This is a genomic window from Nonomuraea sp. NPDC051298 (assembly GCF_055586305.1).
In genome coordinates this window covers 756714-769483 of sequence record NZ_JBVJIM010000002.1, presented here as the reverse complement: position 1 = coordinate 769483, position 12770 = coordinate 756714, and the positions used below count along the sequence as shown (strand labels likewise).

Here is a 12770-nt window from a genome sequence, read left to right as displayed (position 1 = left end):
TTTGGCATGGTCAGGGCGCGGTCAGGGCACGAGCGGGCCCTTGACCACGGTGCCCGGCACCCAGCGGCCCTCCACCTCGACCTCGACCGGCGCCCCTGGTTCGGCCGGCAGGTGGGCGTAGGCGATGGACTCGCGGGCGGTGTAGCCGTAGCCGCCGGACGTGACGCGGGCCACCACCCGGCCGTCCAGGCGTACCGGCTCGTTGCCGAGCGCGACGGCGCGCGGGTCGCTCAGCGTCAGGCAGCGCAGCCTGCGCCCAGGATCGGGGTCGAGGGCGTCCCGGCCGAGGAAGTCGCCCTCCTTCTTGACGCAGAAGCCCAGCCCCGCCTCGTACGGCGTCGTCTCGGGCCCGAGGTCCGCGCCCCACACCCGGTAGCCCTTCTCCAGCCGCAGGCTGTCGATCGCCCGGTAGCCCCCGGCCACCAGCCCGTACGGCTCCCCCGCCCGCCACAGCGCCTGCCACAGGCCGAGCCCGTACTCGCTGGAGCAGTACAGCTCCCACCCGTGCTCGCCCACGAACGTCACCCGCAGCGCCAGCACCGGCACGTCCCCCACGGTCAGCTCGCGGGACGACATGAACGGGAAGTCCAGCGCGTCGGGCGTCAGCCCGGCCAGGACGTCGCGGGCCCGCGGACCCCACAGGGCGAAGCAGGCGTACTGGCCGGTCACGTCGGCGATCCTGGCGTTCGCGCCGGTGAGCGCGGCCTGCTTGCGCAGCCAGCCCAGGTCGTGGGAGCCGAACGCGGTGCCGGTGACGACGAGGAACTCCCGCTCGCCGCGCCTGGTGACGGTGAAGTCGCACTCGATGCCGCCGCGCCGGTTGAGCGCCTGCGTGTAGGTGACGACGCCGTCCTGGCGGGCGACCCGGTTGGCGCACACCCACTCCAGGAGTTCGGCGGCGTCCGGCCCGGTGACCTCGATCTTGGCGAACGAACTCTCGTCGAACAGCCCGGCCGCCGTGCGCGTGGCCCGGTGCTCGGCCCCGATCGCGGGCGACCACAGCCGTCCCGCCCACCCGTGCGGGCGCTCGTCCTCGCCCGCGGGCCCGCCTGGCGTTTCGTTCGCGGTGTAGTAGTTGACCCGCTCCCATCCGGACTTCTCGCCGAAGACGGCCCCGTGCGCGGCGTGCCAGCCGTAGGCGGGCGAGACGCGCAGCGGCCGTCCCGCCGACCGCTCGTGGCCGGGGTAGCGGATGTCGTAGTACGTCTCGTAGTTCTCGACCGCCCGCTTGATCGTGTACGACGGCGAGCGGTACTGGCGGCCGAACCGGCGGATGTCCATGTGCCAGACGTCCATGCCGGGCTCGCCCTCGACGATCCACTCGGCCATGACCTTGCCGATGCCGCCCGCGCCCGCGATGCCGTGCGCGCAGAACCCGGCCGCGACGAAGAACCCGCCGACCTCGGTCTCCCCGAGGCAGAACTCGTTGTCGGGGGTGAACGCCTCCGGCCCGTTGATCAGCTTGCGGATGCCGACGTCGGCCATGGCGGGCACCCGGATCCTGGAGTTGCCGGAGATCTCCTCGAACCTCGGCCAGTCCTCGGCCAGCAGCCTGCCGTTGAAGTCGGGCGGCACGGCGTCGTAGGAGTTCGGCCCGGCCGTCCAGGGGGCGCAGGTGCGCTCGTACCCGCCCATGACCAGGCCCTGCACCTCCTGCCGGTAGTAGACGAGCAGGTCGGGGTCGCGCAGCGTGGGCAGGCCCGTGTGGTCGTGGAAGGCGTCGGTGACCACGTACTGGTGCGACATGGGGACGATCGGGACGCGTACCCCCGCCATGCGGCCGATCTCGGCCGCGAACATGCCGCCGCAGTTGACCACGATCTCGCAGTCGATGTCGCCCTGGTCGGTGCTGACCCCGGCGACCCGGCCATTGACCACCTTGACGCCGAGCACGCGGGTGCGGGTGCGCAGCGTCGCCCCGCCCTCGCGGGCGCGGGTCGCCAGCGCGTAGCAGAGCTGGGACGGGTCGATCTGCCCGTCCGTCGGCAGGTACGCGGCCCCCACCACCCCCTCGGGGTCCATGAGCGGGAACAGCTCCACGGCCTCGGCCACCGAGATCTCCTCCAGCGGCAGCCCGAACGTGCGCGCCCAGCCGATCTGGCGGCGGATCTCCGCCATGCGCTCGGGCGTGGCGGCCAGCTTGATGCCGCCGCACTCGGTCCATCCGGCGTCCAGCGTGCGGTAGAGCTCGACGGAGTACTGGTTCATCCGGGTCAGCGTGGGGTCGGCGCGCAGTTGCCCGACGAGCCCGGCGGAGTGGAAGGTGGAGCCGCTGGTCAGCTCGTCCCGCTCCAGCAGGACGACGTCGCGTTCGCCGAGTCGGGTGAGGTGGTAGGCGACGGACGCGCCGCCCACCCCGCCACCGATGATCACGATGCGGGCCGAGTCGCTCATGGTCGCGAGGCTAACCGGCACGCCGTAAAAGGTCTAGACCGTTTAGGGCGCCGGGGCTAGCATCGAGCATGGTCACGCCCGAGGTCCTCGATCGCATCCCCCTGCTGTCCGGCGTGCCGCGCTCCGTCGAGGAGCTGCCCGGCGGGCTCACCAACCACAACTACAAGGTCACGACCCCGCGTGGCGTCTACGTCGTCCGCGTGTGGGCCAGTGACGGGGCGCTGCTGGCCATCGACAGGGACGCCGAGCACGCGAACTCCGTGGCGGCGGCCCGCGCCGGGGTCGGAGCGCCGGTGCACGACTATCTGCCCGCTCTCGGGGTGCTGGTGGTGGGGTACCTGCCGGCGCGCGCGTTCACGGCCGACGACCTGCGTGACCCGGCGAACCTGCCCCGGGTGGCCGAGGCGTGCCGGCGGCTGCACGCGGGGCCGCGGTTCGTGCGCGACTTCGACATGTTCGAGGTCCAGCGGCGCTACCTGGAGATCGTGCGCGAGCGCGGCTTCAAGCTGCCGCCGCGCTACCTCGACTTCATGCCCGACGTCGCCCGGATCAGGAGGTGCCTGGCCGTGCGCGACGAGGGCACCGTCCCGTGCAACAACGACCTGCTGCCCGGCAACATCCTCGATGACGGCGAGCGCCTGTGGCTCATCGACTACGAGTACGCGGGCAACAACGACGCCTGCTTCGAGCTGGGCAACATCTGGAGCGAGTCCGACCTGCCGCCGGGCCACCTGGACGCGCTCGTCACCGCCTACTACGGCCGCCGCCTGCGCCACAAGATCGCCCGAGCGCGCCTGCTCGGCCTCATGTCCAAGTACGGCTGGACCCTGTGGGCCTCGATCCAGGACGGCGCCAACGACACCATCGACTTCGACTTCTGGTCGTGGGGCGTGGAGAAGTACGAGCGGGCGGTGGCCGAGTTCACCGATCCCGGCCTCACCGGCCTCATGGACGAGGCGGTCCGGGCAGACTAGGGGCATGCTCGCCGCATTGACCGGTCTGGGCCTGTCCACGGCCGCCGGGCTGAACGCGTACATCCCGCTCCTCGTGGTGGGCGTGCTCGCGAACTTCACCGACGCCGTCCGGCTGCCCGACGGCTACTCCTGGCTGTCGAACTGGGGCGTCCTCGGCGTCATCGCGGTGCTGCTCGTCGCGGAGACGGTGCTGGACAAGGTGCCCGCCGTCGACAGCGTCAACGACGCCATCCAGACCGTGGTGCGCCCGGCCTCGGGCGGCGTGGTCTTCTCGGCCACGAACGCCGCCGCCGAGTTCGAGCGCTCGTCCTGGATGACCGAGCACCCGTGGGCCGGGTGGCTGCTCGGCATCGTCGTGGCGCTGGCCGTACACGCCGTCAAGGCCGCCGCCCGCCCCGTGGTCAACGCCGGGACGGCCGGGGTCGGGGCGCCGGTCGTGAGCACGGCCGAGGACGCGGGGTCGCTCGGGATGAGCCTGGTCGCGGTGTTCGCGCCCGCGCTGGTGATCGTCGCGCTGCTGCTGTTCGCGGTGGTGGCGTGGTGGGCCATCCGGCGCGTACGCCGCTTCCGGGCACGGCGGAGGGCCCGCAGGGGGGCGACAGGCGGTCACCCGCCAGGCTGACCCGGCTCCCGAGCGGCGTCCTGGAGCGTGCGCAGCCAGCCCTCCAAGGCGGTCACGAACTCGGCGGGCCGCTCCTCGTGCAGCCGGTGGCTCGCCCCCTCCCAGCACACGACCGCGGACGCCGGGTCCTTCAGCAGCCCCGCCTCCCACTCCGCCCGCCCCGGGTCGGCCCAGATCGACAGCACCGGGCACCGCCTGCGCGCCAGGTAGTCGTCGCTGGCCGGGCGCACCCCGATGGCGTCCCGGCCGGTGAACATGGCCTCGAACGCCTGGGCGAGGACGTGCGGCGGCGTCCCGTACAGGCGGCGTTTGTGCCAGCGCCTGATGAGAGCGGGGGTGGCGGCGTTCGTGCACCATTCGTCGATCCGCTCGGCGGCCTCGTGCGGGCGCTCGCCCCTCAGTCCCTCGATCATCCTCGGGAAGCCGCGGGCCAGCTCGGCGGTCATGCCGTAGCCGGGGTCGAGGGCGGCGAGCGCGCGTACCCGGTCGGGGTGCTCGACCGCCAGGATCGAGACCACCTGGCCGCCCATGGAGTGCCCGACCGCCACCACCTGCGGGACGTCCAGGCGGTCGAGCAGGGCGTGCAGGTCCGCGGCCATCATGCGGGGCGTGTTCCCGGTCTCGGGGACCGAGGAGTAGCCGTGGCCGCGCAGGTCCACGGCGATCACCCGGTGCGCGGCGGCCAGCGCGTCGATGTGCCAGGCCCACTGGTGGGAGTCGGCGCCCCAGCCGTGCACGAGCAAAAGCGGCGGCCCGCCACCCGCCTGCCCGTCGTCGGTGTAGAAGAGCCTGACCTCGGGCCCGACCTGCGCGTATGGCACCTATCCCGCGCTCCCGTCCGAGGTCGGCGGCCTCATGGGCGGCTTCGGACGGGGCAGGATGGCGGTCTCCCCCGCGCTCCAGCCGCCGTCGACGGCCAGCTCGGCGCCGGTCACGTACGAGGCCGCGTCGGACAGCAGGAACGCGGTCGCCTCCGCGACCTCCGCGGCCTCGCCCCACCGCCCGGCGGGCGCCAGCCCGAAGGTCCCCTCCTCCGGCACGGCCCCGAGCAGCCTCGTCATCGGGGTGGCGATCATCCCGGGATGTACGGAGTTGACCCGGATGCGATCCCGCGCGAACTCCAGTGCCGCGATCTTCGTCAGCCCGCGCACGCCCCACTTGGACGCGCCGTAGCCGCCCGTCCCCGGCAGGGCGAACAGCCCCGCGACCGACGACACGTTCACGATCGCGCCGCCGCCCGAGTCGCGCATGGGCCCGACCACGGCCTTGAGCCCCAGGAAGACGCCGGCCAGGTTCACCCGGAGCACCTGCTCGAACTCCTCCAGCGACTGCTGCTCGATCGGCAGGACGGTGGCGATGCCGGCGTTGTTCACCAGGCCGTCGAGCCGTCCGTGCTCCTCCAGGGTCTCGGCGGTCACCGCGGCCCAGTCGTCCTGGCTCGTCACGTCGTGGGCGATGAACCGGGCGCCCAGGTCCTTGGCGGTGGCCGTACCCTCCTCCACCAGGAGGTCGGTCAGCACGACCCGCGCCCCGGCCGCCACGCAGCGCCGGGCGGTGGCCGCGCCCATGCCCCGGGCGCCGCCCGTGATGATCACTACCTTGCCGTCCAGCACGCCGTACGCCCTTTCTGGGGTGGTTCAGCGGACATGTGCACTGAAACACAGGCGTCGCGCCTCGATCAAGAGCTTGCTTGGGCATCGGGACCGCCTCACGCGCGCCGGAACGCCCGGGGCGGACTATCCTTCAAGGCACGAACACCAACGAGAGGTGGCAATGCTCGGCGATTTCCTCGTCATCGTGCTGGTGATCCTGGCGTTCCTCCTGCTCTTGGGCGGTGTGGGCATCTACCTGCTGGTCAAGCTGGGCAAGAAGGCCGCGGTGAAGGCCAGGCAGGCCACGGTCCGGCTCAGCACGCACGTCAACGCGATGGGCACCGGCGACGCCGCCGAGGTCGAGCGCCTCCGGCTCGACCTGCGCCGCGAGGTCACCCTCACCCGGCAGGCCGTCGAGAACGCCCAGCACCAGGGGTGGGGGCTCGGAGAGCTGCCCCGCCTGCTGGCCGACCTGACGGCCCAGGCCGACGTGCACGACAGCCAGCTCGGCATGTACGCCCAGCAGCGCCGCGTGTCCCCTTACGTCGACCACGCCACCCTCGACCGCCTGCGCGAGCACCAGGCCAAGCTGACGGCCATGTGCGCCCGCATCCGGGCCGACCTGCTGGGCGACCAGGTGCAGCACACGGCGACGGGCATCGCCGACCTCACCTCGCGCACCGACCTGGAGATCGAGGCCCGCCGCCAGGCCCCGATCAAGGACCCCCTCGACGAGATCGACGAGCTGTACCGCCGCACGATCGAAGACCGCAAGGACCGCCCCTGACGGCTACGGCATGCGACATGATGAACGCGTCGCGTGCAACGGCCTGAGGAGACGTCCCCATGAGCGCAGCCTGGCCGGAACGGCTCCGTCCCGGCCCCGCCGGCGGGTGGACCGCCGACCTGCTCGATCACCTGCCCCCTCACGCGCCCCGGCACGTCGAGCTGATCGATGGGTCCCTCATCTCGAGGTCGCCGCAGACCGGCTTCCACATGCTCATGCTCCGCCTGCTCGAACAGTCGTTCCGGCCGCCCGGCACGCTCATGGTCGTGCGCGGGATGACGGTGACGCTGGGCATGCGGCAGCGGCTCGAACCCGACCTCCTCCTGGTCCAGAGGTCTGCCTTCAGCACGAAGATCACCTCGTTCCGGCCGGAGGACGTCCATCTGGTCGTCGAGGTCGTCTCCGACGAATCCGGAGAGCGGGATCGAGTCACCAAGCCGATCAAATACTCCGACGCCGGCATCGAGCACTTCTGGCGGGTGGAGCAGGAGGACGGCCTGGCGGTGGTGTATACGTTCGAGCTCGAGCCCGTGGTCAAGGCTTACGTCCCCACCGGTATCCATCGCAGGCGGCTCCGGACGAACCTCGGGTTCGACGTGGACCTCGACCTCGATCTGCGGCAGGTCTCGGGCTGAGCCGGATCAGGCCGCGCTCCCGTCGTCGCCGTAGACCGCCGCGACCAGCTCCGCCTCCGTAGCGCCCCTGGCGGCCAGCGACTTGACGGCCTGGGCCTGGGCGTGGGTCGGCAGCCGGCCCGCCAGCAGCAGGGGCAGCGAGAGGCACCGTACGAGCACCTCCGGGGCCGAGATCCCCGACGGGCGGCGGGCCACCGACACGTTGACCCGCAGCGCGTGCTCGTTGCCCGGCGGCACACCCGGGCGGTCGATCTCGACGGCGCTGTAGCGGAAGCCGTTGGCCAGGTCGCACGGGCCGCACCCGGCCGGTCCCCTGCTGAGCTTGCCGCCGCACTCCGCGCAGGTCAGCCGGTCGTACGCGGCGTCGACCACGCGCCACGGATGCCTGTCGGGCTCCTCGGTCACCATCTCGGCGATCAGGCGCTCGTCCGGCGGCTCGGCGGCGCCGAACTCGCTCTCCAGGAAGGCCCGCCAGCCCTCCTCGACGATCTCGTCGACGATCCCGGCGCATCGGGCGCAGCCGAGAACCCCGGCGGGCTCCCAGCGATGGCATTCGGGGCAGCGTCCCATGTGCGCAACATACAAGGTGGGGCGAGACGGGCGCATCGCAATATCAGCTCACCTACCACACCACCCCAGCCCTGCCACGCCTCCAACCGCTGCTCCAACCGAGGCTCCGGCTGCGACCTCATCTGGGTTCCGGTCGCGGCTCCGTCTGCGGTTCTCGTTGCGGAGGTGGACGGGACGGCGGCGGGCCGTGGGTACGGCCCGCCGTCGCGGCGGTCGAGCGGGCGTCCTGGATGGCGGTCAGGGGTGCGCGCTCGACCGGCGGCCCGATGTCACGTCGGGGAGGCGCTGCCCTTCACGACCTCGCCGGTGGCGGCGTCGACGGTGGCCTCGTGCTTGGTGCCGTCGGGCGTGACCAGCTCACCCTCCCACACGGTCTTGCCGTGCTCGGTGTCGAGCCGCAACTCGACGATCCGCCCCTCAGGCACGGCGGCCACGAGCTTGTCGGCCGCCTGGACGTAGTCGACCTTGGCCGCGGCCAGCTCCTCCTTGCGCTTGGCCTTGGCGGCGGCGTCCTCCTCCTCGGTGGTGGGGCCGCGCACGACCTTGCCGTTCTCGATGTCCATCTTGTGTTCGGTGCCGTCTTCCCCGACGACGTGTGCCTCCCACCACCGGCCGTTCTCTTCGCTCTCGATGCCGACGAGCTTGGAGCCGGGCACCGCCGCGGTCGCGGCCTGGGCGGCCTGCTTGAGGTGTTCGAGGCTGACCGTGCCTGGGCTGCCGGTCGGTGACCCGGTGGGGCTGGCCGGCTCCATGGTGGCCGTGGGCGGCGTCGGCGAGGACTGCGCGGACAACCGCTCCGCCTCCCTGGCGGCGGTGCCACAGCCTGTCGCGAGCACCGTCGCGCCGATCAGGGCCCCGATGATCGTCTTGTTCATACCTGGACGCTGCCCGCCAGAAGGCAAAGCATTCGCCCAGGTCAGCGGGCACGGCTTACTTCACTCCCGCCTCGCGCATGTCGCGCAGCTCGCGTTTGAGCTCCTTGATCTCGTCGCGCAGCCGCGCGGCCACCTCGAACTGGAGGTCGGCCGCCGCCTGGTGCATCTGCTCGGTCAGCGACTCGATGAGCGACTCCATCTGCGCCCGCGGCATCTCGCCCGCGATGGCCTTGGCGTGCTGACCGGCCTGACCTGCCTGGCGGGCCAGGCCGGGCACGGGCGCCTTGCCGCGCGACTGCTGACGGCCCCCGCCGAGCAGACGGTCGGTGTCGGCGTCTTCGCGCTGGAGCGAGTCGAGGATGTCGGCGATCTTCTTGCGCAGCGGCTGCGGGTCGATGCCGTTGGCCTCGTTGTAGGCGATCTGCTTGGCCCGGCGCCGGTTGGTCTCGTCGATCGCGCGCTCCATCGACGGGGTGACCTTGTCGGCGTACATGTGGACCTGGCCGGAGACGTTACGGGCGGCGCGGCCGATGGTCTGGATGAGCGACGTCTCCGAGCGCAGGAAGCCCTCCTTGTCGGCGTCGAGGATCGCCACCAGCGACACCTCGGGCAGGTCGAGGCCCTCGCGCAGCAGGTTGATGCCGACCAGCACGTCGAACTCGCCCGTGCGCAGCTCTCGCAGCAGCTCGATGCGGCGCAGCGTGTCGACCTCGCTGTGCAGGTAGCGGACCCGGATGCCCAGCTCGAGAAGATAGTCGGTCAGGTCTTCCGACATCTTCTTGGTCAGCGTGGTGACCAGCACGCGCTCGTCGCGCCCGGCCCGCTCGCGGATCTCGTGGACCAGGTCGTCGATCTGGCCCTTGGTGGGCTTGACCACGATCTCGGGGTCGACCAGGCCGGTCGGGCGGATGACCTGCTCGACCACGTCGCCCTTGGCCCGCCCCAGCTCATAGGGCCCGGGCGTGGCCGACAGGTAGACGGTCTGCCCGATGCGATCGAGGAACTCCTCCCACTTCAGCGGCCGGTTGTCGAGCGCCGACGGCAGCCGGAAGCCGTGCTCGACCAGCGTGCGCTTACGGGAGGCGTCGCCTTCGTACATCGCGCCGATCTGCGGCACCGTCTGGTGCGACTCGTCGAGCACCAGCACGAAGTCTTCAGGGAAGTAGTCGAGCAGCGTGTTGGGCGCGCTGCCGGCCTCGCGGCCGTCCATGTGGCGCGAGTAGTTCTCGATGCCGGAGCAGGTGCCGATCTGGCGCATCATCTCGATGTCGTACGTCGTGCGCATCCGCAGCCGCTGCGCCTCCAGCAGCTTGCCCTGCCGCTCCAGCTCGGCGAGCCGGTCGGCCAGCTCGATCTCGATGCCGGCCACTGCGGCGGCCATGCGCTGCTCGCCCGCGACGTAGTGGGAGGCGGGGAAGATGTAGAGCTCTTCGTCCTCGGTGATGACCTCGCCGGTCAGCGGGTGCATGGTCGAGAGCTTCTCGATCTCGTCGCCGAACATCTCGATGCGCACGGCCAGCTCTTCGTACTTCGGGATGATCTCGATCGTGTCGCCGCGCACCCGGAACGTGCCCCGGGTGAAGGCCAGGTCGTTGCGCGCGTACTGCATGTCGACCAGGCGGCGCAGGAGCTGGTCGCGCTCGACGTCCATGCCGACGCGCAGCCGGGCCATGCGGTCGACGTATTCCTGCGGCGTGCCCAGGCCGTAGATGCACGACACCGAGGCGACCACGATGGTGTCGCGGCGGGTGAGCAGCGAGTTGGTGGCCGAGTGGCGCAGCCGCTCGACCTCGTCGTTGATCGAGGAGTCTTTCTCGATGTAGGTGTCGCTCTGCGGGACGTACGCCTCGGGCTGGTAGTAGTCGTAGTAGGAGACGAAGTATTCGACCGCGTTGTTGGGCAGCATCTCGCGCAGCTCGTTGGCGAACTGCGCGGCGAGGGTCTTGTTGGGCTGCATGACCAGCGCGGGCCGCTGCAGCCGCTCGATCAGCCAGGCGATCGTGGCCGTCTTGCCGGTGCCGGTGGCGCCCAGCAGGACGTTGTCCTTCTCCCCGGCCTTGACGCGGCGCTCCAGCTCGGCGATGGCCGTCGGCTGGTCGCCGGAAGGAGTCATCTCGGTGACGACCTCGAAGGGCGCCACCTTCCGCTGCAAATCAGTGACCGGTCGCATGCTGCCACTGTAGGCGGCGCCACCGACATCTTCGCCGGACGCCGTCGTCAGGCCGTACGCTCGCCGATGCGAGGGAACGGGGTGGTGGAGAAGACCACCTCGACAGGCACCTCGAAATAATCGGCGATCCGCAGCGCCAGGTAAAGGCTTGGACTGTATTCGCCGCGTTCGAGGTAACCGACGGTCTGATAGTGCACCCCCAGCGCGTCGGCGAGCTGCCTGCGGGTCACGTTCCGCTCTGCGCGCAGCAGCGCGATGCGGTTGTAGACGATCTCGCTCATCAGGACGTAGTTTCTCAGGTGACCCGCTGCATCGCCCGATGGCGGCGCTGTTCCATCGCCGAGCCGGACTCGCGCCTGGCCATCCTGCGCAGGATCGGGGGCGCCAGCACCAGCCCGGCCACGGCCCACGCGAGCAGCACGAGCGTGGTCTCCACCGGCCGCCACGAGCCGCCGATCTCCGCGGCGGCGGCCGCGTCGGGCAGCAGCGCCGAGCGCATGCCCAGGCCGAGCCAGTAGAGCGGGAAGACGTGGGCCAGCGCCTGCAGCCAGCCGGCCAGCGCGGTGATCGGGTAGAAGACGCCCGAGACGGCGGTGAGACCGCCGATGGCGAGCATGGACATCCCGGCCGCGGTCTGCGGACTGGCGGCCAGGGAGCCGATGACCGCGCCCAGCGGCAGCGCCGACAGCAGGCCCAGCACCGTGAGCCAGGCGATGGTGAGCCAGTTGCCCAGCCCGATCCCGAGCAGCCCCGGCACGAAGAACAGCCCCGCGACGAGCATCAGCGCCAGCGACGCCACGGTGGAGTAGGACAGCGACACGATCCGGCCGACGAGGTAGCCGACCATGCCCTGGGGCAGGGCCTTGGCCCTGAGCAGGGTGCCGTCCTCCCTTTCGACGGACAGCGAGCCCACCGCGCCCAGCAGTCCGTTGACCGGGATCAGCAGCCCGAGCAGGCCGGGCAGCGTGGCCGCCGCCAGCGGCAGGTCGGTGCCGGGCAGCGTCGCGTCGCGCTGGAAGTAGAGCACGACGGCGAAGGCCACGGTGCTGACCACGGTGAACCCCAGGTCCTGCGGGCTGGTCAACTGTTGCTTGAACTCGACCCAGCCGCGGGACAGCCCGAGCCGCGCGGCGTGCAGCGTGGGGTTCACGCTTCCTCCCCCTTGACGATGGTCATGTAGGTGTCCTCGAGCGTGGCCCGGCGTACCTCGAGGTCGCCGATCCCGGTGGGGTGCTGGTCGAGCAGCTCGCGGACGAAGCCGACGGCGTCCTGTGTGGCGTGCACGAAGTGCTCGCCGTCGCGGCTCCAGCGCACCTGGGCGTCGCGGGAGAACTCGCGGGCGAGCCTGTCGGGGCTGCCGTCGGCGACGATGCGGCCACCGGCGAGGATGAGGATGCGGTCGGCGAGCTTCTCGGCCTCGTCGAGGTCGTGCGTGGTGAGCAGGATCGTGGTGTCGTCGAGGTCGGACAGCCGGTGGACGAGGTCGTGGAAGTCCCGCCTGGCCTGGGGGTCGAAGCCGGCGGTCGGCTCGTCGAGGAAGAGCACCTCGGGGCGCCCGACGATGCCGATGGCGACGTCGAGGCGGCGCCGCTGCCCGCCGGAGAGCCGGTTGATGCGCTGGCCGGCGTGTTCGGCGAGCCCGACGGCCTCGATCAGCTCGCCGGTGTCGAGCGGTGTCCTGCCGGGGTCCGCGTACGGCTCGTAGTAGCGGCTCAGGTGCTCCAGGAGCTGGCGCACCCGCCAGCGCCCGTGGTCGCGCCACGACTGGAGCACCACGCCCAGCCTGGCCCGCCAGCGCTCGTCGCCGCGGGCCGGCTCGACGCCCAGCACGCGTACGTGGCCGGCGGACGGCACCCGGAACCCCTCCAGGATCTCGATCGTGGTCGTCTTGCCCGCGCCGTTGGGCCCGAGCAGCGCGATCACCTCGCCGGGGTGGATGGCGAAGGCGACGTCCCGCAGGACCTCCTTCTGCCCGTACGCCATCCGCAGCCCGCGCGCCTCGATGGCGGCGGCCGTCTCCCCGAGGTCCGTACCGCCTGTCAGCTCTCTCACTGCTCCCATCGATCCTCCAGATAGTAGGTCTACTACATCAATAGCACACCTACTACATCCTGCAATAGACATATGACACGCATTGCAAGCGAACAGTAA

13 protein-coding genes are annotated in these 12770 nt (G+C 71.3%); 4 read left to right on the top strand and 9 right to left on the bottom strand.

Annotation, left to right across the window (positions count from 1 at the left end):
• Positions 1-21: 21 nt before the first annotated feature.
• A complete protein-coding gene (locus ACZ6S0_RS08815) occupies positions 22-2394 on the bottom strand; it encodes a GcvT family protein (protein ID WP_465914779.1) in 2373 nt (790 codons plus the stop codon).
• Between the two features lie 68 nt (positions 2395-2462).
• Between ACZ6S0_RS08815 and ACZ6S0_RS08810 the strand changes: the two genes are divergently transcribed.
• Both ACZ6S0_RS08810 and ACZ6S0_RS08805 read left to right on the top strand, forming a co-directional pair.
• Positions 2463-3368 carry a choline/ethanolamine kinase family protein gene (locus tag ACZ6S0_RS08810; protein ID WP_465914777.1) on the top strand — a complete coding sequence of 302 codons (906 nt, stop codon included), beginning with the start codon at positions 2463-2465 and terminating at the stop codon, positions 3366-3368.
• A 4-nt stretch (positions 3369-3372) separates the two neighbouring features.
• Positions 3373-3990 (top strand): DUF4126 domain-containing protein, encoded by a 618-nt coding sequence (locus ACZ6S0_RS08805; protein WP_465914775.1) that lies wholly within the window; start codon positions 3373-3375, stop codon positions 3988-3990.
• On the opposite strand, the gene ACZ6S0_RS08800 is transcribed toward ACZ6S0_RS08805, so the two are convergent.
• Positions 3975-4811, bottom strand: coding sequence for an alpha/beta fold hydrolase (locus ACZ6S0_RS08800; RefSeq protein WP_465914773.1), 837 nt, complete (start codon positions 4809-4811; stop codon positions 3975-3977). The genes ACZ6S0_RS08805 and ACZ6S0_RS08800 overlap by 16 nt on opposite strands.
• Entirely contained in the window at positions 4812-5603 is a 792-nt protein-coding gene (locus tag ACZ6S0_RS08795) for a glucose 1-dehydrogenase (RefSeq protein ID WP_465914772.1), read from the bottom strand. It lies immediately after the preceding gene.
• Between the two features lie 160 nt (positions 5604-5763).
• Between ACZ6S0_RS08795 and ACZ6S0_RS08790 the strand changes: the two genes are divergently transcribed.
• Positions 5764-6369 (top strand): hypothetical protein, encoded by a 606-nt coding sequence (locus tag ACZ6S0_RS08790; protein ID WP_465914770.1) that lies wholly within the window; start codon positions 5764-5766, stop codon positions 6367-6369.
• Between the two features lie 59 nt (positions 6370-6428).
• Positions 6429-7004 carry a Uma2 family endonuclease gene (locus tag ACZ6S0_RS08785; RefSeq protein ID WP_465914768.1) on the top strand — a complete coding sequence of 192 codons (576 nt, stop codon included), beginning with the start codon at positions 6429-6431 and terminating at the stop codon, positions 7002-7004.
• 6 nt (positions 7005-7010) lie between these two features.
• On the opposite strand, the gene ACZ6S0_RS08780 is transcribed toward ACZ6S0_RS08785, so the two are convergent.
• From ACZ6S0_RS08780 to ACZ6S0_RS08755, 6 genes are all read right to left on the bottom strand, one after another.
• A complete protein-coding gene (locus ACZ6S0_RS08780) occupies positions 7011-7574 on the bottom strand; it encodes a hypothetical protein (protein ID WP_465914767.1) in 564 nt (187 codons plus the stop codon).
• 269 nt (positions 7575-7843) lie between these two features.
• Positions 7844-8449, bottom strand: coding sequence for a PepSY domain-containing protein (locus ACZ6S0_RS08775; RefSeq protein ID WP_465914764.1), 606 nt, complete (start codon positions 8447-8449; stop codon positions 7844-7846).
• Positions 8450-8504: 55 nt separating this feature from the next.
• Entirely contained in the window at positions 8505-10619 is a 2115-nt protein-coding gene (uvrB, locus tag ACZ6S0_RS08770; RefSeq protein WP_465914762.1) for an excinuclease ABC subunit UvrB, read from the bottom strand.
• A gap of 47 nt (positions 10620-10666) precedes the next feature.
• Positions 10667-10900 (bottom strand): helix-turn-helix transcriptional regulator, encoded by a 234-nt coding sequence (locus ACZ6S0_RS08765; protein ID WP_465914760.1) that lies wholly within the window; start codon positions 10898-10900, stop codon positions 10667-10669.
• A 14-nt stretch (positions 10901-10914) separates the two neighbouring features.
• The gene (locus ACZ6S0_RS08760) at positions 10915-11769 is read right to left on the bottom strand and encodes an ABC transporter permease (protein WP_465914757.1); all 855 of its coding nucleotides are present in this window, start codon (positions 11767-11769) and stop codon (positions 10915-10917) included.
• A complete protein-coding gene (locus ACZ6S0_RS08755) occupies positions 11766-12680 on the bottom strand; it encodes an ABC transporter ATP-binding protein (protein WP_465914754.1) in 915 nt (304 codons plus the stop codon). The genes ACZ6S0_RS08760 and ACZ6S0_RS08755 overlap by 4 nt, the downstream gene beginning before the upstream one ends.
• Positions 12681-12770 lie beyond the last annotated feature (90 nt).